General features: G+C 64.2%; 17 protein-coding genes and 1 tRNA gene. 10 read left to right on the forward strand and 8 right to left on the reverse strand.

Features of this window, described 5'->3' with window-relative positions:
• Window positions 1–71: 71 nt before the first annotated feature.
• The 4 genes from L21_RS05595 to L21_RS05610 all read right to left on the reverse strand — a co-directional run bounded on the left by L21_RS05595 (window position 72) and on the right by L21_RS05610 (window position 3,670).
• Window positions 72–1,484, reverse strand: coding sequence for an amino acid permease (locus L21_RS05595; protein ID WP_074369516.1), 1,413 nt, complete (start codon window positions 1,482–1,484; stop codon window positions 72–74).
• A gap of 198 nt (window positions 1,485–1,682) precedes the next feature.
• Window positions 1,683–1,754, reverse strand: a tRNA-Gly gene (locus L21_RS05600).
• Window positions 1,755–1,925: 171 nt separating this feature from the next.
• Window positions 1,926–2,615, reverse strand: coding sequence for a PrsW family intramembrane metalloprotease (locus L21_RS05605; RefSeq protein WP_074369517.1), 690 nt, complete (start codon window positions 2,613–2,615; stop codon window positions 1,926–1,928).
• Between the two features lie 119 nt (window positions 2,616–2,734).
• The gene (locus L21_RS05610) at window positions 2,735–3,670 is read right to left on the reverse strand and encodes a DUF7544 domain-containing protein (protein WP_074369518.1); all 936 of its coding nucleotides are present in this window, start codon (window positions 3,668–3,670) and stop codon (window positions 2,735–2,737) included.
• A gap of 153 nt (window positions 3,671–3,823) precedes the next feature.
• On the opposite strand from L21_RS05610, the gene L21_RS05615 reads away from it, so the two are divergent.
• From L21_RS05615 to L21_RS05650, 8 genes are all read left to right on the forward strand, one after another.
• Window positions 3,824–4,450, forward strand: coding sequence for a precorrin-2 dehydrogenase/sirohydrochlorin ferrochelatase family protein (locus tag L21_RS05615; RefSeq protein WP_074369519.1), 627 nt, complete (start codon window positions 3,824–3,826; stop codon window positions 4,448–4,450).
• On the forward strand, window positions 4,443–5,714 hold the full coding sequence (gene hemA / locus L21_RS05620; protein ID WP_074369520.1) for a glutamyl-tRNA reductase: 1,272 nt from the start codon (window positions 4,443–4,445) through the stop codon (window positions 5,712–5,714). The genes L21_RS05615 and hemA overlap by 8 nt, the downstream gene beginning before the upstream one ends.
• On the forward strand, window positions 5,693–6,676 hold the full coding sequence (gene hemB / locus L21_RS05625) for a porphobilinogen synthase (RefSeq protein ID WP_074369521.1): 984 nt from the start codon (window positions 5,693–5,695) through the stop codon (window positions 6,674–6,676). Before hemA ends, hemB begins: the two co-directional genes overlap by 22 nt.
• The gene (hemL, locus tag L21_RS05630; RefSeq protein ID WP_074369522.1) at window positions 6,663–7,910 is read left to right on the forward strand and encodes a glutamate-1-semialdehyde 2,1-aminomutase; all 1,248 of its coding nucleotides are present in this window, start codon (window positions 6,663–6,665) and stop codon (window positions 7,908–7,910) included. Before hemB ends, hemL begins: the two co-directional genes overlap by 14 nt.
• Window positions 7,895–8,779, forward strand: a complete 885-nt coding sequence (hemC, locus tag L21_RS05635) for a hydroxymethylbilane synthase (protein WP_074369523.1) — start codon at window positions 7,895–7,897, stop codon at window positions 8,777–8,779. The genes hemL and hemC overlap by 16 nt, the downstream gene beginning before the upstream one ends.
• Window positions 8,776–9,519, forward strand: coding sequence for a uroporphyrinogen-III C-methyltransferase (gene cobA, locus L21_RS05640; RefSeq protein ID WP_074369524.1), 744 nt, complete (start codon window positions 8,776–8,778; stop codon window positions 9,517–9,519). Before hemC ends, cobA begins: the two co-directional genes overlap by 4 nt.
• 512 nt (window positions 9,520–10,031) lie before the next feature.
• The gene (gene ilvD / locus L21_RS05645) at window positions 10,032–11,675 is read left to right on the forward strand and encodes a dihydroxy-acid dehydratase (protein ID WP_074369525.1); all 1,644 of its coding nucleotides are present in this window, start codon (window positions 10,032–10,034) and stop codon (window positions 11,673–11,675) included.
• 332 nt (window positions 11,676–12,007) lie between these two features.
• Entirely contained in the window at window positions 12,008–12,589 is a 582-nt protein-coding gene (locus tag L21_RS05650; RefSeq protein ID WP_074369526.1) for a carbonic anhydrase, read from the forward strand.
• Here the strand turns inward: L21_RS05650 and L21_RS05655 are convergent.
• Window positions 12,586–12,930 (reverse strand): hypothetical protein, encoded by a 345-nt coding sequence (locus tag L21_RS05655; RefSeq protein WP_074369527.1) that lies wholly within the window; start codon window positions 12,928–12,930, stop codon window positions 12,586–12,588. The two genes, L21_RS05650 and L21_RS05655, sit on opposite strands and share 4 nt — an antisense overlap.
• Window positions 12,931–12,958: 28 nt before the next feature.
• The gene (locus L21_RS05660) at window positions 12,959–13,843 is read right to left on the reverse strand and encodes a flavodoxin family protein (protein WP_074369528.1); all 885 of its coding nucleotides are present in this window, start codon (window positions 13,841–13,843) and stop codon (window positions 12,959–12,961) included.
• Window positions 13,844–13,988: 145 nt separating this feature from the next.
• Here L21_RS05660 and carA point away from each other — a divergent pair, with 145 nt between their 5' ends.
• Both carA and carB read left to right on the forward strand, forming a co-directional pair.
• Window positions 13,989–15,044 (forward strand): glutamine-hydrolyzing carbamoyl-phosphate synthase small subunit, encoded by a 1,056-nt coding sequence (carA, locus tag L21_RS05665; protein ID WP_074369529.1) that lies wholly within the window; start codon window positions 13,989–13,991, stop codon window positions 15,042–15,044.
• The gene (gene carB, locus L21_RS05670) at window positions 15,044–18,214 is read left to right on the forward strand and encodes a carbamoyl-phosphate synthase large subunit (RefSeq protein ID WP_074369530.1); all 3,171 of its coding nucleotides are present in this window, start codon (window positions 15,044–15,046) and stop codon (window positions 18,212–18,214) included. The genes carA and carB overlap by 1 nt, the downstream gene beginning before the upstream one ends.
• 708 nt (window positions 18,215–18,922) lie before the next feature.
• Here carB and L21_RS05675 read toward each other — a convergent pair.
• Window positions 18,923–19,795, reverse strand: coding sequence for a glycine betaine ABC transporter substrate-binding protein (locus L21_RS05675; protein ID WP_074369531.1), 873 nt, complete (start codon window positions 19,793–19,795; stop codon window positions 18,923–18,925).
• Between the two features lie 384 nt (window positions 19,796–20,179).
• Window positions 20,180–20,896 (reverse strand): ABC transporter permease (locus L21_RS05680; protein ID WP_074369532.1); only part of this gene is annotated, 717 nt, incomplete at its 5' end.

Consider the following 20,896-nt stretch of genomic DNA (forward strand, 5'->3'; position numbering starts at 1 on the left):
CGACGGTACGACCGGGATCCGGGGTCTATGGAACCGGTTCACCCGGCCGGTCCGGGTTTGCGGGATAACCGTTACCCCCGGGTTCGCGGCCGCCCGACCCATCGAAAGACCGTGCGGAGAAGGCCCAGGAGGTTTGCAAGGTACGTCTCCTTTGCTTCGAGCCGTCGCAGGAACACGGCCTCTTCAGAGAGGAAGAGATCTTTGAGGTGGCCGATGTCTGTCTTTGGGGAGTAGAAGAGGTAGATCGGAATGCCTGCCAGGATGACCAGAACCCCTGCGATCTTATCGAAGGTTGTGGTTGAGGAGAGAAGGAAAAGGCAGATGGCGATGCCTGCAAGGGGGAGGAGGTGCTGCCCGCGGAGGTTTGCGCCGTCGTCTCTCCGGAGGACGATGAGGGCAAAGCAGGTGAGCAGGAACGAGAATGCGAGGTTGAGGACGGCGAAGGATATCAGCCCGGAGAGGTTCCCGACGTTGGAGAGGATGAACGCGATAGCGCCCTGGGCGATAAGGATCACGTAGGGCGTGCCGTAGCGCGGGTGGATCTTCGCGAATGCACGGGGAAAGAGGCCGTCTATCGCCATAGCATATGCAAGCCGGGCGCTGCCGAGCATCCCCGATTCGTCCGACCCGGAGACCGAGAAGAGGGCGCCGACCGTCATGATGAGCGCGCCTGCCGACCCGAAGAGGATGGTGCCGGCGGCGACGAGCGGGACGGTGCTTTGGTCGAGTTCGGTCCAGTTGATGAGCCCATAAAGCACGAAGTTCGTCAGGAGGTAGAAGAGGGAGACGATCAGCATCCCGCTGACGATTGCACGGGGAATAGTCTTTTGCGGCTCCTGCACTTCGCCGGCCGGGAGCGTCCCGATCTCGAACCCGGCGTAGGCCCAGAAGATCAGGACCAGCGCATGGGAGGCGTTATCGAGCCCGAGGGGGAGCAGCGGAGTGTAGTTCGCGATGACCGTCTCCGGCCGGACGAGGAAGACGCCGAGCCCCGCCACGATGAGGAGGAGCAGGGGGGAGAGTTTGACGATCGTCAGAGCATCGTTCAGCCTCCCCGCGGCCCTGACGCCGACGATGTTGACGAATGTCAACGATCCGATGAAGAGTGCCTTGACGGCGACCCCTGCGGCCGGGGTGAGAGGGACGAGCGCCTGGAGGTAATTTACAAACGCGATCGCAAAGACCGGGAGGGCGAGGAGTTCCGCGATCCACATGCTCCAGCCGGTGAGGAACCCGTAAAAGTCGTCGAACGCCTCCGAGACGTAGGCGAACGGTCCGCCGACACGGGGGACGTAATAACTGCAGTAGGCGAAGACTATCGCGATCGCTATGGCGAAGAGCCCGGCCACCGCCCAGAGGACGATCGAGAACGGGCCGACCAGGCCTGCGGTGAGCGCGGACGCGATGTAGATGTCGGCGCCGACGATCGCCCCGACGATGATGTTCGTCAGGTCGAACTGCGAGAGTTCCCTCTTTACTTCCATTACAGCGCGATGAGGGGGCGGTAGCGGCGATAAATGTTCCGCGCTTATCTTTAGGGGGTCAGTATCGTCGGATATTCAGGTAGGATCTCCTGCACTTCAGCCCCCCGAGGAGGAGGGGTGCTGTGGCTCTTCTGAAAAAAGGTTGCAAAACTCGTGCAGGTATGCCGGATGAAAAACCTGAAGAGGAAAGTGTCTCAGTGCGCCGACCGGGACTCGAACCCGGGTTTAGGCGTTGGCAACGCCTAGTGATAACCACTACACTATCGGCGCACGCCTGTGCTTTCGCACTGTGTGCCTTACAACATGGGATTTTCAGGCTAATAAGGCTATCGAAGCGCGGTCCGAATCGGGCGGTGCCGCCCCGGCAGGATCGCGTGATGGGCGGTGTTTCCGGGCCCATGGCCGGCCTTGCGGGAGACCGATCACGTCGCTCTCGTGCACTTATCGGTGCCCGTGGTCGAGCGCCCGCCTGATGTTTCGGTTTGCAAGGATCCAGAGCCCCGGCGTCAGGACCAGGATGAAGACGGCCATGGCGTAGGCGACGATCTCGGCGGAGAAGAGCAGGAAGTTGAAGACACCGTGCAGCACCATCCCGAGCACAAGCCCCTGAAGAACGATCGCCGGTCGCCGTTCGGCGGCCGTGAACTTGGCCCTGCCGAGGGCGTAACCCCAGACGCCGGCAAAGAGCGCGTGCCCCGGAACCGAGAAGATCGCGCGGACGGCGATCGTGCCGAGGGCAAGCGCCGGCGATGTCAGGTATGCCGTAAAGACGTAGAGGACGTTCTCAAGCGTTGCGAGCCCGAGAGCGGCGGCTGCGGCGTAGACGATGCCGTCCATCGGTTCGTCGAACTCGGGGTTATGGTAGGCGAACCGGCGCACGACCGCAAACTTGCCGTACTCCTCGACGATGGGCGCGATAACGGCGCCCATGATCAGCGGGGATGCGATGAAGAGGCCGAAGAACCCCTCGACGAAGGCGACGGGAAACGTGACGAGGACGCCGAGGAGGAAGATCTTCACGATCAGGGCCGCCGGTTCGGGCTCGAATTTATCCCTGCGGTAGAAGTACCACGCCCAGAACACCCCCGGCGCAAGCGCCAGGGCAAGGATCACCAGCGGTTCGACGACCATGCTGATCGGGATTCATGGTTTCAAAGTGGAAGAGTCTTTCTCTTCAACGGGCTGCCCTGCGTGACGATCATTGAGACGGACGAAAATGCCGTTGCCTTCGTTCTCGGTCTAAAAAGAGGTTATTCGGGGAGGAGACGGCACCCCGGGGCGAGCCCCTCGAGCACCAGCAGCCCGTAGTACCGGAAGAACGTGACGAACGGCACCGCGATCAGGAGCGCCACCGGGACGGCGATGACGAGGTAGGGGATGAGGAGCGCGAGGAGCAGCACAATATTCGCCTGGATTGCGGCGAGAAGCACGATCCCGACGAGGATGAACGGTATCGCGATGATCACCATTGCAAGGATGACCAGGACTGCCTGCACGATCGCGGCGATGAGGCCGAGCACGAGCCTGGTGACGATGTAGACGAGGGTCTGCATGACGTTGTTCGATATCGTCCCGAAAAGCCGACGCCAGCCCTCGATGACCCCGCAGTCCTCGTGGATCATGATCGGGACGACGAAGTCGTTGGTCAGGAGGAAGATGATTCCGAAGAGGAGGGCTGCAACCAGGATGAACGGAATGAAGACCAGGATGAATGCAGCACCGCCGACACCCGACCCCCCGATCCCGACGAGCATGAGGATGAGCGCCATCATGGCGAGGATCAGGATCAGCGTGAGGCCGACCTGGAAGAGGAAGAGCCGGACCCCTTTTCCGAGCCGTTCTCCGAAGAAGGGCCTGATATGGATATCACCCGTCCGGAGCATGTCGACGAAGACGAACTGCATCACCGTTCCGATAATCCACCAGATGAGAGCGATCACAAGCACGATGAGGATAAACGCCACGATGAGCGGCGCGATATCGGGGAGGGACTCCACGACGCCCGGGGGGAGGTCGCCTTCTTCGAAGGTATATCCGGAGGTGTTCGGGAAACTTACGCCCCCTCCCACGAAGAGCGCAATCAGGGCCAGGCGGAGCCAGACATCCCACCTGATCGGCCAGAGCAGGCTTTTGGTGCGCTGAAAGGCGCCGTCCAGTCTGCTGAATGCATACATATCTTCAGCCATATCACTCACGTAGAAGATGATCTTCGTCTCATTAATACCTTGTTTAGGTAAACGGATCCCGGTGATCCGGCCGCGCGTCGCATGCTCACGGGTTTTTGAGGGAACCTGTTTTTCAACACCTTAATGTAGTCCGTTCACCACACTATAGAACGAATGATCCCTCTCATGCTTGACCTGACGGCCAGGAGGGTGCTTATATTCGGCGGAGGCGACGTCGGTGCCCGAAAGGCTGCGTTCTTTGAGCATGAGGCGGAGGTGACGGTGGTCAGCCGTTCGTTCTCGCCGGACCTCGACGGTCTCGCGATTCGGCGGCAGGAGGCCGATCTCTCGGCTCTCCCGGACGAGGCGCTCCGGGGCTTTCTTTCGGGTGCGTTCCTCGCAGTAGCCGCGACGCCGGACTCAGCTCTCAACGACCGTATCGGAAGGCTCTGCGCTGAGGCCGGTGTTCTCTTCAACAACGCCGCAGGCGAGCCCGGGGACGTCACCATCCCTTCGGTCGTCCGGGGCAGCCGCTTCCTCGTTGCGATCAGCACCCGCGGAAAGAGCCCCGCTGTTTCGCGGTACCTCCGCATGAGGCTCGAGGCGGATTACGCAGACCTCGATAGGATGATCGAGCTGCAGGAGGAGATCCGTCAGGTGCTCCGGGAGACCGAACCGGTGCAGGGAGAGCGGGCCCGCATCCTCTGGGAGATCCTCTCCGACGACGAGATCCGGGTGGCGCTCGCCACTGACTACAGCCAGGCACGCGCACTGGCTATCGAGAGGTACCTGCATGCCTGAACCGCTCGCCATCCCCCTCGCGCTCGCGGGCGTCAGCCACCACACCGCGGATATCGCCACGCTCGAGGCGTTCCGGTTCCCCGATGAGGCGGCGTTCCTCCGCGAGGCACGGGAGCGATTCCGGGGCGCGCTCCTCCTCCAGACCTGCAACCGCGTCGAAGTGCTGGTGCAGGGTGACGCACGGAGCCTTGAAGAGTTCCTGCAGGAGAAGGGCAGGCACGGCTTTACGGTCATCGAGGGCGAGGCTGTGCCCCGCCACCTCCTGGAACTGGCTGCAGGGATCGACTCGCTGATCGTCGGCGAGGACCAGATCCTCGGGCAGCTCAAGCAGGCGCTCGCGGCCGCGGAGGCGGCCGGAACCTGTTGCAGCGCCATCGGGCTCTGCATCAAGAAGGCGGTGCACGTGGGAGTCCGTGTCCGGCGGCAGACACAGATAAACCGGGGAGCGGTTTCCGTCGGTTCCGCGGCCGTGACGCTTGCGGAGAACTTCCTCGGCACCCTCAGCGACCGGCACATCCTGGTCGTCGGGAGCGGGGAGATGGGCGTTTTGGTGGCGCAGGCGCTCGCCGCGAGGGATCTCACCGCCATCTACGTCGCCAACAGGACATACGAGCGCGCGGTGATGCTTGCGGATAAGATCGGGGGGCGCGCGGTCAACTTCAAGGACCTCTACCGCTACGTCGCGCTCTCCGACGTCGTCATCTCCTGCACCGCCGCGCCGCATCCGGTCATCCGGACGGAGGATATCCGGACGGTGATGGAGGAGCGGTTCTGGCCGCTCGATAAGCACCCCCGCCACCTGATTCTCATCGACATCGCCCAGCCCCGTGACGTCGAGGACGGCGTGCGGTCGATCGAAGGCGTGCACCTCTTCACCATCGACGACCTGAGAACCATCAACGACGCCGCCATGGACTCCCGGAGGAGCGAGGCGGACCGCGCACGGGGGATCATCGACGAGGAGACCGACCACTTCATCCGGCTCCTCCGCCGGACGGCGGCCGACGAGACGCTCGCTCTCCTCTACACCTGGGCGGAGTCGATCCGGGCGCGTGAACGCGACCGGGCGCTCGCACGCCTGGGGGAGACGGACGACCGCACAGGGGAGGTCCTCGACGATCTCTCGCGTGTGCTCACGAAGAGACTCCTCTCGGACGTGACGACGGCCATCCGCGCGAGTGCTGAGCGCGGGGATACCATGACAGCAGAGGCCCTGATGAGGGCGATTACCCGGGGAGAAACATGTTTCCAGAACGAAGAATGAGACGGATGCGGCGGCGGATTGTCCAGCCGCTCCTCCGCGAAACCGAACTTCGCAAGACCGACCTCATCGCGCCGGTCTTCGTGGACGAATCGATCGATGCGCCGGTTCCAATCGCCTCGATGCCGGGGCAGTTCCGCCGCCCGGTGGACGGCGTCGCCGGCTACTGCGAGCGCCTCCGGGACGCCGGCATCCGGGCGGTGCTCCTCTTCGGGGTTCCGGCCGCGAAAGACGGCGAGGCAACTGAGGCATACGCGGCGGACGGCGTCGTCCAGCGTGCCGTCCGGAAGATCAAGGAACGACTTCCGCAGATGGTGGTCGTGACCGACGTCTGCGCCTGCGAGTACACCGACCACGGCCACTGCGGCATCGTCGGAGAGACCGCCGACGGCCCCGACCTCTTGAACGACCCCTCGCTTGAACTGATGGCGCAGATATCCGTCTCCCACGCGGAGAGCGGCGCCGATATCGTCGCGCCGTCGTGCATGCTCGACGGGATGGTTCGGACGATTCGGCAGGCCCTCGACGCCGCCGGATTCCAGGACGTCCTGATCATGTCCTACTCCTCGAAGTTCGCGAGCGCTCTCTACGGGCCGTTCCGCGACGCGGCGGACTCGGGGTTCAGTTTCGGGGACCGGACGACCTACCAGATCTGCCCGGGCAACGCCCGCGAGGCGGTGATGGAGTCGGAGCTCGATGTGGCCGAAGGGGCGGATATCCTGATGGTCAAGCCGGCCGGCGCCTATCTCGACATCCTCGCGACCGTCACAGGGTTCGGGCTGCCGGTCGCGGCCTACCAGGTCAGCGGGGAGTACGCGATGATCAAGGCCGCCGCCGAGCGCGGGTGGCTGGACGAGCGGGCGGTCGCTATCGAGACCCTCACCGCGATCAAGCGGGCCGGGGCCGCCCTGATCGTCACCTACTTTGCAGAAGACGCGGCGGGGTGGCTCGATGAAGAGCAGTGACCTTTTCGCACGGGCAAAGGCCCTGATGCCGGGCGGGGTCAGCAGCCCTGTCCGGGCTATCAAGCCCTACCCGTTCTACGTGGAGCGTGCCGCGGGTTCGCACCTTACGACCGTCGACGGCGCGGATCTCATCGACTGCTGCCTCGGCTACGGCCCCCTCATCCTCGGCCACGCGCACCCGGATATCCGGGAGGCGATCGAGCGCCAGCTCGAGAAGGGCTGGCTCTACGGCACGCCGACACCGCTCGAACTCGACCTTGCAGGTATCATCACCGGCGACCATCCTGCGGTCGATATGGTGCGGTTCGTCTCGTCGGGCTCCGAAGCGACGATGGCCGCGATCCGGCTCGCTCGCGGCTACACGGGTAAGCAGGACATCATCAAGATCGAGGGCGGGTTCCACGGCGCCCACGACGCGGTTCTCGTCAAGGCCGGGTCGGGGGCGACCACGCTCGGGGTACCCGACTCCGCGGGCGTCCTCGCGGATCTGGTGGCGCACACCCGGCAGGTCCCCTACAACGACACGGAGGCGCTGGAAGCCCTCCTCGCCGGAAACGACGACGTCGCCGCGTTCATCCTCGAACCGATCATGGGGAACGTCGGCCCGGTCCTCCCCAATGAGGGCTACCTCACCGAGGTCCGGGAGATCACCGCCGCCCACGACGTTCTCCTCATCCTCGACGAGGTGATCACCGGCTACCGGGTCGGTATCGGCGGCGCGGAGGTGCTCTACGGGGTAAAGCCTGATCTCGCCACGTTCGGCAAGATCATCGGCGGCGGCCTCCCCATCGGGGCGTTCGGGGGACGTCGCGAGATCATGGAACTGGTCGCCCCCGCCGGCCCGGTCTACCAGGCCGGAACCTTCAGCGGCAACCCGGCAAGCCTCGCGGCGGGGTACGCGGCGCTTCGCTACCTGCACGAGCACCCGGAGGTCTACCGGCGACTCGACGAGGCCACGCGGGCGATCGGGGAGGTCGCCGCGGATGCGGGCAGGGGGACGTTCGTCAGGATGGGCTCGCTCTTCAAACACTTCTTCCGCAGCGAGCCGCCGCGGGACTACCGCGAGGTCAAGGAGTGCGACACGGAGGCGTTCTCGCGGTTCTGGAAGGCGATGCTTGAAGCCGGAGTCTTCCTCCCGCCGTCGCAGTTCGAGACGAACTTCCTCTCGGCGGCGCACACAGATCAGGATATCGAACAGATAGCGGACGCATACGGATCATGTCTCTTCGCATAGGCACACGGGGAAGCGCTCTCGCGCTTGCACAGACAGATAAGGTGGTCGGCATCCTCGCCGACCGGGGGATCGAGGCGGAGGTCGTCACGATCGCGACCGAGGGCGATACCGCGACCGGAGTCCCGCTCCACGCCATCGGGGGGCAGGGGGTCTTCGTCCGGGCGCTCGACGACGCCATCCTCCGCGGCGAGATCGACGCCGCGGTGCACAGCATGAAGGACATCCCCGCAGCCCGCCCGGCGGGGCTCACCTGCTCTGCGGTGCTCGAACGGGACTCGCCGGCGGACTTCCTCGCGCACGAGTGCTCCCTCGAAGCGGTCTCTGTCATCGGGTCGTCGAGCACCCGGCGCCGCGCCCAGCTCCTCCGCGACGCCCCGGTGCTTGAGGTGAAGCAACTCCGCGGGAACGTCGATACCAGGATACGGAAACTTCGCGAGGGGCAGTACGACGCCATCGTGCTCGCGGAGGCGGGCCTCGAGCGGCTCGGGCTCACGCTGCCGGGAGAACCCCTCCCCACCGACCGGTTCGTCCCGTCCCCGAACCAGGGGACCGTCGCGGTCGTCTGCCGGGACGATCCGGCCGTCGCCGGCGCCTTCGCACCGCTCGACCACGCCCAGACCCGCTTCGACGTCGAGATCGAGCGCGCCGTCATGGAGGAGGTCGGCGGCGGGTGCTTCACCCCGCAGGGGATCTACTGCCGGAACGGGAACCTGATCGCCGAGGTGCTCGCGCTCGACGGTTCCCGGTGGGAGCGGATCGAGCGGCGCGTCACAACGATCGATGAAGCCCGGGAGTGGGGGCGGGCGCTGCGTGTGCAGGCGGCCGGACTGATCCGGGAGGCTTACGCGGCACTGGGGATAAAACCATGACAGGAAAAGCGTATCTTGTGGGCTCCGGCCCGGGGGGGCTCGGCCTCCTGACGATGAAGGCCCGCGAAGTGATCGACAGCGCGGACGTGGTCCTCTATGATCAGCTCCCGGGCGAGGAGATCCTCGCGACCCTCCCGGAGAACGCCGAACGGATCGACTGCGGGAAGTACGGCGGGAACCACACCCTCGAACAGGACGAGATCGAGGCGCTGATGGTCGAGCGGGTCAGGGCAGGGAAGACCGTCGTCCGCCTGAAAGGCGGCGACCCCTTCCTCTTCGGCCGCGGCGGGGAGGAGATCGAGACGCTGCGGGAGCACGGTATCGCCGTCGAGGTGGTGCCGGGGGTGACGAGCGCCATCGCCGTCCCGGAGATGGTCGGGATCCCGGTCACCCACCGGCGGTACGCGTCGCAGGCGACGTTCATCACCGGCCACGAAGACCCCACGAAACCCGAATCCGCCCTCGACTGGGAAGTCCTCGCACGGCTGAAAGGGACGCTCGTCATCCTGATGGGCGTAAAGAACCTCCCGGCCATCGCGGCGGCGCTCACCGCGAACGGCAAGGACTCCGCGACCCCGGTCGCGATCATCGAGCGGGGGATGCGGCCCGACCAGCGCGTGACGGTCGGGACGCTTGCGGATATCGCCGAGAAAGCCCGCACTGCGGGCGTCCGGCCCCCGGCGGTGATCGTGATTGGGGGGGTTGTGGAACTGTATGAGGGGGACGGGCTGTCGGGGTGAGGGGGGTTCTGCTTCTGCCCCCTGTGCCCATATAGGCAATCTCTTTTTGCAATTGTTGCCCTTTTCGAGGCTTGTGTGGTTTTACAGTAGCATGAGCATCAGAAGTGCATGTGTGACCCCGATACACAGAACAGTCAATGTGACAGATCTCCATACACTGGACCGTGGGGGTATCGCCATTGGGGGAGGGGCTGACGGGGAGGGGGAGCATCCCCCTCCCCTGTCTCTACCGATCAGGGAACTCTATAACCCCCACCCCACCCGCGCTTCGCGCTCCTCCCCCGCCCCCCGGGCGGGGGCAGTGCGTGGCGATATTCACCAGAAATCCGTGTCCGGGTCCGCTTGATCGTAGAATACGAGCATTTGAAGGAGGTGTGATGAAAGCGTTCTCAAACATGGGATCTCATTCGCCCCCGTCGTGCGGGAGAAATACCTTCCTCCCACCTGCACCACACCCCCGCAACCGGAATACTCTTTTCTCCCCACGCGTTTATTCTCCTACGAGGATTACCATGCGGAGTGAGAAGGTAAAGATTGGCTACCAGCGTGCTCCGAACCGGGCGCTGCTCAGGTCGCTCGGCGTCACCGACCGTGAGATGGATCTGCCCTTCATCGGGATAGCAAACGCGTACAACAACATCGTTCCCGGGCACCTCCACCTCCGGTCGATCTCGCAGAAGGTGCAGGAGGGCGTCGCGGCCGCGGGCGGCGTGCCGTTCGAGTTCGGGACGATCGGCATCTGCGACGGGATCGCGATGGGCCACGAGGGGATGCGCTACTCCCTCCCCTCGCGGGAGAACATCGCCGACGCCGTCGAACTGATGGTCGAGGCGCACCGGTTCGACGGGCTGGTCTGCGTCGGAACCTGCGACAAGATCGTCCCCGGCATGCTGATGGCGGCAGTGCGGTGCAACATCCCGACGATCGTCGTCACCGGCGGCCCGATGCTCCCCGGCTACGCGGCGGGCCGCGAACTCTCGCTCATTGACGTCTTCGAGGGCGTGGGCCGCGTTGCCGCCGGGACGATGAGCGAGGAGGAACTCGGGGAGCTCGAGTGCGCGGCGATGCCCGGGTGCGGGAGCTGCCAGGGGCTCTACACCGCCAACACCATGGCCTGCGTGACCGAGGCGCTGGGCCTCTCCCTGCCCGGGTGCGCCGCCATCCCCGCGGTCGACGGCGCGAAACTCTGCATAGCCCGGGAGAGCGGGGAGCGGGCGGTCGGCCTTGTCCGGGAGGGTATCCGCCCCCGCGATATCGTCACCCCAAAGAGTCTCGCGAACGCGATACGGGTGGACATGGCGCTCGGCGGGTCGTCGAACACCGTGCTCCACCTGATGGCCGTCGCACGGGAGGCGGGCGTTCCCCTCGACCTCGAGACCTTCAACGCCGTCGGCGAGGTGACCCCGCACATCTGCCACATGATGCCCGGCGGCCCGCACTCGATGCTCGCCCTCCACCGGGCGGGAGGCATCCCCGCGGTTCTCTCGATGCTCGAGCGCTACCTCGACGACGCCCCGACGGTCTCGGGCCGCTCAATCCTTGAGATCGCGAAGAGCGCCAGGGTCGCCGACCCGGACGTGATCCGGACGGCCGACGCCCCGGTCAGCCCCGCCGGCGGCCTGAAGATCGTGAAAGGATCGCTCGCCCCCGACGGCGCAGTCGTCAAGTGCGCCGCCGTCCCGGAGGCGATGTGGCGGCACCGGGGGCCGGCACGGGTCTTCGACGGTGAAGACGCCGCGATGGAGGCTATCCTCCACCGCGAGATCGCGGAAGGCGACGTCGTCGTGATCCGCTACGAAGGCCCGCGGGGAGGGCCCGGGATGGCCGAGATGCTCTCGCCGACCTCGGCACTGATGGGCCTCGGCTACGCCCGGGTCGCCCTGGTGACGGACGGCCGCTTCTCGGGCGGCACCCGGGGGCCCTGCATCGGGCACATCGCGCCCGAGGCCGCGGTTGGCGGGCCGATCGCCCTCGTGGAGGACGGCGACGAGATCGCGATCGACCTCTATAGAAAGAGCCTCGACCTCGTTGTAGAGAGAGCGACCCTCGATGAGCGGCGGAAGGCCTGGAAACCGCCGCAAAAACGGCTTACCGGTGTGCTCGCCCGCTACGCGCAGACCGTGGAGCAGGCGAACCTCGGCGCCGTCCAGAGGTGACCTCGTCTCCGGGAGAGGAGCGCATACTCTCCGCCGGGATCGCGGCGCCCGGCGGAGGGCACCTTTTAAACAAACCGGTCCGGTTAAACGGGTTTACCCGGGCATAATGGCGCACCCGGCGTTCCGTGCCTCGGTGCCGGAACCGAAATCCGGGCATGCTCGGGTGCCCTGACCTCCGTCCGGGGCTCGACGGCGTTTTTTTTGCCCCGCTTTGTTGCTGCACTTTCCTTCGGGCGATTCCAACGATCTACATTTTTAAACCCTCGGAAGTAACCCACTTTTCGGGCGTATCCGTCCAGGACCGTCGCCCATACAGTTTACGGAGCATAAGGATGATTGACAGATTTCTTGAGGGTAACAAGCGCTTCCTGGAAGATGATTTCGGAAAAGATCCCGACCATTACGGCCCGCTTGCATCAGCCCAGCACCCCGAGGTCCTCTGGATAGGGTGCTCCGACTCACGCGTGAATCCCGAGCGCATCACCGGCGCGAAGGCCGGAGAGATCTTCGTCCAGCGCAACATCGGCAACATCGTCCCGGTTCATGACTGGAACTTCGCGACCGTGCTCGAGTACGCGCTCAACCATCTCAAAGTCGGGGATATCGTCATCTGCGGGCACTCGGACTGCGGCGCCATAAAGGGGCTCGACCACGAGAGCAAGGATGCCTACGTTCCACTCTGGCTGAACAACGCGATGGAGGCAAAACGCCGCGTCGATGCCAGGATCCCTGCACCGAAGAGCCCCGAAGAGGAGAAGAACCGGTTGCGCCTTATCGAGACCGAGAACGTCGCCCTGCAGATCGAACACCTGCGCACCTACCCGCCGGTCAGGACTGCTGAAAAAGAAGGACGGGTTCAGATTCACGGCCTGTACTTCGACCTCGCGACCGGAGAGTTGAAGAAGATATTCTAAGAGTCTTCAAGCGCATAATCAATCTCTTCTTTTATCAGATCGAGCGAGATCCTCCCGATGGACGTAAGCCTGCCGTTGATCAGGATGATCGGGATGGGGGGGTGGCGCTCCTCGATGATCTCTCTCACGTAGTCGGGCATCTCCTCGTCGATCAGTGTCGTCTTCACCTCGACCGCATCACCGTAAGCGGCGATCAGTTCGTCGCGCAGCGCGCTGATGGCGTTTATCAGGTTGTTCGAGGGGTAACAGGTCTCGAGTCCGCAGGATCTCGTCTCGTCGCAGGGAAACGGGCCGCACTCGGACTCTTCGAGCCCGACAATCTCAACTGTCACTTCAGCCATGCATCATCGGTGGGGAACGGATGCTATATTATCTTTCGTTTCGGGGCGCGAGGAGCGCGGAGAGCGCCGCCCGGACACCGTCTTCAGCCCCGCCGATCGTTTCCACGTCTCTCGCCCGATCGAGATCGCCGATCAGCACCGGGTCGGCGGGACGGATGCCCAGGTTCTCCATGAACATCCCCACCACCCTCGTTACGCAGACAAAGGGTTCGCTCCCCCGCCGTCCCGCGACGGCGACGAGCAGGCCCCGGGCGTGCACTTCTTTCCCCAGGATCTTCTCCCGGGCATGAAGCCACTGGCAGCGATCCATCGCCGCCTTGAGAGCCGCCGGGACGGTGCCGGTATAGACGGGGGTGCATACGACGATTACGGAAGCGGCCTCAAGCGCCCGGATGATCGGGGGCATACCATCCTCGACCGGGCAGTAGCCCTGGTCGTAGCAGACGTAGCAGCCGATGCACGGGCGGATATCCATCTCCTGCAGGTAGAAGACCCGGGACGTGTAGCCGGCCCGTGCGGCCTCGTCGTCGCACCACGACGCGATCTTCGCGGAGTTCCCGAACCGGCGCGGGCTCCCCTGCAGGATGACGACATCGGCCGTGCCGGTACCCGGGAGCGGGCGGGTGAAGACCCGTGACCGGGTGTAGAGATGGGGGCGGGACGCCACATCGTGCGCGAGCCGGGCGAAGACAATCTCCGCCGCCTTCCTGGTATCGAAGAGGGAGGCCTGGCGCCCGCTCTCGTAGGTGTTGATAGCGTAGGTGTAGACCGTCTCGGTGCCGCGGAGAACCTCGACGGTATACCGGATCATGCCCGGATAGATGGTTCCAAGGTCGTCGCGGACGAGCCTGAGTGTGAACGTCCCTTCAAGTGTCTCGATGGTCCGGATCTTCTCCGCCGCGCTCTCGCTCATTGTGTGTCATCTCACGCCCGGCCGCCTTCAACATTTCGGGTCGATGAAGCCCCGCCGTTTCGGGTTTCCTGCAGGGGTGCGGGGGCGGGCGCTCGATCCGTCATTACCGTTAATAAGGAATCTGATCCACATTGTATGGTAATTCATGAAGGCGGTTCTGGGTCTTGAAGACGGAACATCTGTTGTAGGGGATGGTTTTGGCGTTGAGGGGACATGTTCCGGCGAACTCGTCTTCACGACGCAGATGACCGGTTACATGGAGGCATTGACCGACCCCAGTTATGCCGGACAGGTTTTGATGTTTACGTATCCCCTCATCGGGAACTATGGTGTAGACCAGCAGAATTTTGAGAGTCCGAAGGTTCACGCGCAGGGCTGCGTCGCGCGCGAGATCGCACGCGTGCCCGCGGCACGACCCTCGGTTGCAGAATATTTTGAAGAGAACGGCCTTCTCGGGATATCGGGCGTCGATACCCGCAGCCTGACGATAAAGACCCGGACGGTCGGCACGCTCAGGGCGTCGCTCATCGTCGGGAGCGACGATGGGGACGAGGCGGTCAGGCGCGCCCGGGCAGCACCCCCGATCGGTGACGTCGACCTCATCGGGAGCGTCTCCTGCCCCGAACCCTACCGGATTGCCGGTTCCGGAAAGCGGATCGCCGTCATCGATCTCGGGGTGAAGCGGCACATTCTTGAGAGCCTCGGCCGCCGGGGCGCCGATATCCATGTCTTCCCGCACACCGCCACACCGGACGAGGTGATGGCGGCAAAACCCGACGCACTCTTCGTCGGCAACGGCCCCGGCGACCCGAGGAGGGCGACGCACGCCATCCGGTGCGTCCGCGACCTCGCCGGCGAGGTGCCGGTCATCGGGATCTGCATGGGCATCCAGGTGACCGCTCTTGCGCTCGGCGCCGAGACCTACAAGATGAAGTTCGGACACCGGGGGGCGAACCAGCCGGTCCGCTACAGGGACGGGAGCATCTCCATCACCACGCAGAACCACGGGTTCGCGGTGGACGAAGAGACCCTGCCCGAGGGCTGCACGGTCTCGTACCGGAACGTGAACGACGGCACTATCGAGGGGTTCGAGAACAGTGACCTCAATATCACCTGCGTCCAGTTCCACCCGGAGGCGCACGGCGGCCCCCGGGACACTGAGATGCGCTTCTTTGACCGTATATACAGGGAGATTCCGTAATGCCGAAGAAATCTCATATCAAGAAAGTTCTTATCATCGGCTCCGGCCCCATCCAGATCGGGCAGGCGGCCGAGTTCGACTTCTCGGGGTCGCAGGCCTGCCGCGCGCTCCGGGAGGAGGGGGTCGAGGTCGTCCTCGTGAACTCGAACCCCGCGACGATCCAGACCGACCCCGATACGGCGGACGTCATCTACATCGAGCCCCTGAAGGCCGAACTCATCGCGAAGATCATCGCAAAAGAGAAGCCTGACGGGATCCTGAGCGGGATGGGCGGCCAGACCGGCCTCAACATGACCGCGGAACTCGCGGAGATGGGTGCGCTCGAGGGTGTCGAGATCCTGGGCACACCGCTCGAGGCGATCTACCGGGGCGAAGACCGCGAACAGTTCCGCGACCTGATGAACGCCATCGGCGAACCCGTCCCCCGGAGCATGATTATCGAGCACATGAATCAGATCGACGAGGCGATCCGCGAGGTCGGTCTCCCGGCGATCATCCGGCCGGCATACACCCTGGGCGGCTCCGGCGGCGGCGTGGCGCACACGGCTGAAGAGATGCGGCGGATATGCGAGCTCGGGCTCGCCCGCTCCCGGATTCACCAGGTGCTCGTGGAAGAGAGCGTCGCCGGGTGGAAGGAGATCGAGTTCGAGGTGATGCGGGACGCGGCCGATACCTGCATCATCGTCTGCGGTATGGAGAACGTCGACCCGATGGGCGTCCACACCGGCGAGAGCGTCGTCGTTGCGCCCATCCTCACCCTGCGGGACGACGAGTTCCAGACGCTCCGGACCGCCGCGATAACGATCATCCGGGCGCTCGACGTCCAGGGCGGGTGCAACATCCAGTTCGCCTACCGTGACGGCGATTACCGGATCATCGAGGTGAACCCCCGGGTCTCGCGGTCGTCCGCGCTCGCCTCCAAGGCAACCGGCTACCCGATCGCCCGGGTCGCGGCAAAGATCGCGATCGGGCTTCGGCTCGACGAGATCATGAACCCCGTGACCGGCGTCACCCCGGCATCCTTCGAGCCCGCCATCGACTACGTGGTGGTGAAGGTGCCCCGGTGGCCGTTCGACAAGTTCAAGTCGGCGGACCGGACGCTCACGACGGCGATGAAGAGCACCGGCGAAGTGATGGCGATCGGGCGGACGGTCGAGGAGGCGTTCAAGAAGGCGCTCCGGTCGCTCGACAACGACATGCAGCGGCACACGAACCCGAGCGAGATCCGGATGATCCTGACGTCCCCGACGGACGAGCGGTTCGGGTGCCTCTTCGATGCCTTCCGCGTGGGGTTCACGGTCGATGAGGTTGCCGGTCTCACGGCGATCGCGCCGTTCTTTTTAGAGAAGATCAAGAACATCGTCGACCTCGAGCGGAAACTCGAGACCGATTTCGAACCGGAGGACGTCAGGGCCGCCCGGCGCTACGGTTTCTCGGACGAGGACCTCCTGGCGCTGACGAAGAAGACCGCCGCCGAGATCGAGGCGCTCTCCGGGACGCCGACCTACAAGATGGTGGACACCTGCGCCGCCGAGTTCCCGGCGATAACCCCCTACTTCTACTCCACCTGGGAGGAGGGGTGCGAGCTCGTCCGGGACGGCGCGAAGAAGGTGCTGATCCTCGGTTCCGGGCCGATCCGGATCGGCCAGGGGATCGAGTTCGACTACTGCACCGTTCATGCGGTGATGGCGCTGCGCGAAGAAGAGGGGATCGAGGTCCATATCGTCAACAACAACCCCGAGACGGTCTCGACCGACGCCGACACCTCCGATCGGCTCTTCTTTGAGCCGATGCAGCTTGAGGACGTCATGAACATCCTCAAGAAGGACGATTACTACGGCGTCATGGTCCAGTTCGGCGGCCAGAACTCGGTGAACCTGGCCGTGCCGCTTGAGGCGGAGATCAAGCGTCTCGGTCTGCCGACAAAGATCCTCGGCACGTCGCCCGACGCCATGGACGCGGCGGAAGACCGCGACCGGTTCAGCCGCCTGCTCACTCAACTCGGTATCCCGAGCCCGGCGAACAGTTCCGCCTACTCGGAGGAGGAGGCGCGGAGGATGGCCGCCGAGATCGGCTACCCGGTGCTGGTCAGGCCGTCCTACGTTCTCGGCGGGCGGGCGATGGAACTCGTTCACGACGAGACCGAACTCGAGAGTTACATCAAGGAGGCCGTCCGGGTAAGCCGGAAGCACCCGGTGCTGATCGACTCCTTCCTCCAGAGCGCCGTCGAGATCGACGTCGACGCGGTCTCTGACGGGACGGACGTCCTGATCGGCGGCATCATGGAGCACATCGAGTGGGCCGGCGTCCACTCCGGCGACTCGGCCTGCGTCATACCGTCGCAGTCCCTCTCCCCCTCGGTGATCGCGCGGGTGCGGGACTACACGAAGAAGATCGCTCTCGGCCTCGGGGTCGTCGGGCTGATCAACATCCAGTATGCCGTCAGGAACGACGTGGTCTACGTCCTTGAGGCGAACCCGCGTGCAAGCCGGACGGTGCCGTTCGTTGCGAAGGCGACGGGCATTGCGCTTGCGAAGATCGCGGCGAAGGTGATGGTGGGGCACAAGCTCGCCGATATGGGTGTCGCCGAGCCCGAGATCGAGCATGTTGCGGTCAAAGAGGTGCTCCTGCCCTTCAACAAGCTCCCCGGCGTCGACACCGTGCTCGGGCCGGAGATGAAGAGCACCGGCGAGGTGATGGGGATCGATTACGACTTCGGCCGCGCCTACTACAAGGCGTGCACCGCCGCGGACAACACCCTGCCGACGACGGGAAATATCTTCATCTCGGTGACGGACGAGCAGAAGGAGGAACTCCTGCCGGTCGCGCGGAAACTCCGCGAACTCGGCCTCTCGCTCTACGGCACGAGCGGGACGGTCGACTTCCTCACCCAGAACGGCGTCGAGGCGAACCTTGTGCGGAAGGTCCAGGAAGGATCCCCGAATGTCATCGATGCGATGCGTTCCGGCAACATCCGGCTGATCATCAACACCCCGGCGGACAAAGCGTCCCGGCAGGATCACATCCAGATCATGCGGGCCGCCGTCGATTACGGCATCCCCTACATCACCACGCTCCAGGCGGCGCGGGCGGCGGCGATGGCGATCGACGCCATCAAGCGCGAGGAGATCACCCTCGAGCCGCTCGGGCACTATCACGGGCTGGCGTGATACGCCCCTCGCGCACTCTTTTTTGTCTACCGCGCTTCGCGTGCGATTAGACTGTTCGCGGTATTACTGCCTGATTCTATTCCCATCCCATCTTGCGAGATCTTTCGCTATTTAGGAATGTATCATCTGCGTTGTTCGTGGTCTCTTGCCGAGAGCACGGGGTGACTCTGAAGAAGAACCATGCACGGCTTCCCACCGGCAGTCCAAGATCTTCGGTCTTCTTCTGCTCCTGCATTTCGGCCAGTCGCACGCCGCACCTGGCGGTGCTCGAACGGTGCCTGCCTCCCCGGGGCACGGATTTCCCCAGGTATCGCCACGCACTGCCCCCGCCCCTCGCGGGCGGGGGAGGAGGCCGAAGGCCGGGTGGGGTGGGGGTTACAGGTGCCTACTATAAGGTAGAGACAGGGGAGGGGGCGTGCCCCCTCCCCGTCGGCCCCTCCCCTAATGGCGATACCCCCACGGTCCACTGCACACGGGGAGATGCAGGAGATGGGGTGGAGCCCCGGCTTGCTCTGGAGGATATGGCTTTCCACCCAGTACGCCATGACTACACATCTCTTTACTGATGGAGACCGGGGAGTTCACCTCGCGAACCCTTTCGTAAATCCTCCTGCAAGGTGGCGGGTGAGAAGTGCCTGGGCAGGCGAGCGCCGCCGGATAACAAGCCGCCAGGATACGCGAAGCGTGCGAGCTGAAAAAAAGAGGGGGTTATGCGTTCCCAAGCCAGGCGTCGACCCTGTCGCGGTTGGCATCGACCCACTTCTGTGCGGCCTCCTCTTCAGGCATGCCGTCCGCGATATCGGTCATGACCGAGGCGATATCCTCGTTGGTCCACTCGAACCGCTCAAGGATGGCGTGGGCCTCCGGGTCGTCGGTCGCGAGATCCTGCCGCGCGAGGGTCACGATATCCTCGGCCCCGCCGTAGACGCCCTTCGGGTCGTCGAGGAACTTGAGGTCGAAACGGCCGAACTTCCAGTGCGGCGACCACCCGGTCACCACGACCCACTCCTCATTGTTGATGGAGGAGGAGAGTTCAGCCGCCATGCCGGCGCTGCTGCTTGCAACCAGCTCGTAGTCGAGGCCGTACTCATCGATGGCCTGTTCGGTCCTGGTCATGATGCCCGCACCGGGCTCGATGCCGACGATCCTGCCGCCGAACCGGTCCGAGACACTGTTCATCTCCTCGATCGAGTCAATGGTCACGTAGGTCGGGACGACAAGCCCGATACGTGCCGCTCCGGGGATGTTTTCGTTGACGTACTCGATCCGGTCGCCGTACTGCTCCCAGTAGTGCTCATGCGTGTGCGGGAGCCATCCGGTCGTCGTGAAGTCGACGTCTCCGTTGGCGAGCGCCTGGAATAGCGGCCCTGCGTCGACTGCGACCAGCTCGACATCGTATCCTGCTTCCTCAAAGACCTGTTTCATTACGTTGCTGCTCGCGATGGCACAGTCCCAGGTGACGTATCCGATGCTGATCTTCTTTGCCCCGGCGGTTTCCGTACCGGTGCAGCCGGCGGAGAAAAGGCAGAGTGCCAGAACCAGGCCCGTCAGTGCGAACAGGCTTCCAATTTTTCGTACCATAATTCACCGTATATCATTTAACCCGCCTTTCCGGGCGGATTGCATTTAGAACCCGGCAGTGTGGGGTTCCGGGTTCTCATGAACTGTCCGGGACGGCGAAGCGCCATTGACCCGGACATAGAGCAGAGGCGGCGGTAGGTGCCGCTCCTGGCGTGTTTGCACCCCAGGGCAAAACGGCCAGATTTTGACCGGTTCAACGTTAGATCATAACCCTATTTAGGTTTTACGGGTCCCGTTTGACAAACGGAACTCTCCTGAAACCGGATTTTAAGGGATGTCCGTCCGGGAAACCATGCCCGACGTGCAGGCAGCACCGGCGTTTTTCCATCGCCCGGCGCCCGGGAAGTTTACGAACAAACATGAGGTCCGATCGGGTCTTTCCCGTCACGGCCTCTCGTTGTACTGCGGCACGAGATTCTGGGTGATCCGGTCGAGGATGATCGCGATGATCACGATGGCAAGCCCCGCCTCGAAGCCCATGCCGATATTCACCCGCTGGATGCCCACCAGCACCTGGTAGCCAAGCCCTCCGGCACCGATCATCGACGCGATGACGGTCATGGAGAGGGCGAGCATGATGCACTGGTTCACTCCTGCCATGATGGTGGGGAGAGCGACCGGGAGCTGCACCTTGAAGAGTTTCTGCCGCGGCGTCGAGCCGAACGCGTCCGCAACCTCGACGAGCTCGGTCGGCACCTGCCGGATCCCGAGGTTGGTGAGGCGCAGCGCCGGCGGCATCGCGAAGACGACCGTTGCGATGGTGCCCGGCACGTTCCCGAGGCCGAAGAAGATCACGGCGGGGATGAGGTAGACGAACGAGGGCATCGTCTGCATGAAGTCGAGGACCGGCCGGAGCGCCGCATTGATCGTGTCGCTTCCTGCGGCCGCGATCCCGAGCGGGATCGATATCGCGAGCGCGACGACCGTCGAGACGAGGACGAGCGCCAGGGTGAGCATGGCGAGGTTCCAGAGCTGGAGATCCCAGATCAGCAGCAGGCCGAGCGCGGTGAGCCCTGCCAGCTTGATGTCGCGCCGGGTGACGAACCAGACCAGAACGGTCGCGAGGATGATCAGGACCGGTATCGGTATGGCGAGCAGGAG

It is taken from the genome of Methanoculleus chikugoensis (genome assembly GCF_900095385.1).
In the GTDB taxonomy this organism is placed as follows: Archaea; Halobacteriota; Methanomicrobia; order Methanomicrobiales; family Methanoculleaceae; genus Methanoculleus; species Methanoculleus chikugoensis_A.

Bases quoted from the DNA above. Each gene is read 5' to 3' on its own strand.
- L21_RS05605 (WP_074369517.1), bottom strand. From the start codon at position 2,615: ATGGTCGTCGAACCGCTGGTGATCCTTGCCCTGGCGCTTGCGCCGGGG.
- ilvD (WP_074369525.1), top strand. From the start codon at position 10,032: ATGCGGAGTGAGAAGGTAAAGATTGGCTACCAGCGTGCTCCGAACCGG.
- carB (WP_074369530.1), top strand. From the start codon at position 15,044: ATGCCGAAGAAATCTCATATCAAGAAAGTTCTTATCATCGGCTCCGGC.
- carA (WP_074369529.1), top strand. From the start codon at position 13,989: ATGAAGGCGGTTCTGGGTCTTGAAGACGGAACATCTGTTGTAGGGGAT.
- L21_RS05610 (WP_074369518.1), bottom strand. From the start codon at position 3,670: ATGGCTGAAGATATGTATGCATTCAGCAGACTGGACGGCGCCTTTCAG.
- hemC (WP_074369523.1), top strand. From the start codon at position 7,895: ATGTCTCTTCGCATAGGCACACGGGGAAGCGCTCTCGCGCTTGCACAG.
- hemA (WP_074369520.1), top strand. From the start codon at position 4,443: ATGCCTGAACCGCTCGCCATCCCCCTCGCGCTCGCGGGCGTCAGCCAC.
- hemB (WP_074369521.1), top strand. From the start codon at position 5,693: ATGTTTCCAGAACGAAGAATGAGACGGATGCGGCGGCGGATTGTCCAG.
- L21_RS05655 (WP_074369527.1), bottom strand. From the start codon at position 12,930: ATGGCTGAAGTGACAGTTGAGATTGTCGGGCTCGAAGAGTCCGAGTGC.
- L21_RS05675 (WP_074369531.1), bottom strand. From the start codon at position 19,795: ATGGTACGAAAAATTGGAAGCCTGTTCGCACTGACGGGCCTGGTTCTG.
- cobA (WP_074369524.1), top strand. From the start codon at position 8,776: ATGACAGGAAAAGCGTATCTTGTGGGCTCCGGCCCGGGGGGGCTCGGC.
- hemL (WP_074369522.1), top strand. From the start codon at position 6,663: ATGAAGAGCAGTGACCTTTTCGCACGGGCAAAGGCCCTGATGCCGGGC.
- L21_RS05660 (WP_074369528.1), bottom strand. From the start codon at position 13,843: ATGAGCGAGAGCGCGGCGGAGAAGATCCGGACCATCGAGACACTTGAA.
- L21_RS05595 (WP_074369516.1), bottom strand. From the start codon at position 1,484: ATGGAAGTAAAGAGGGAACTCTCGCAGTTCGACCTGACGAACATCATC.
- L21_RS05615 (WP_074369519.1), top strand. From the start codon at position 3,824: ATGATCCCTCTCATGCTTGACCTGACGGCCAGGAGGGTGCTTATATTC.
- L21_RS05650 (WP_074369526.1), top strand. From the start codon at position 12,008: ATGATTGACAGATTTCTTGAGGGTAACAAGCGCTTCCTGGAAGATGAT.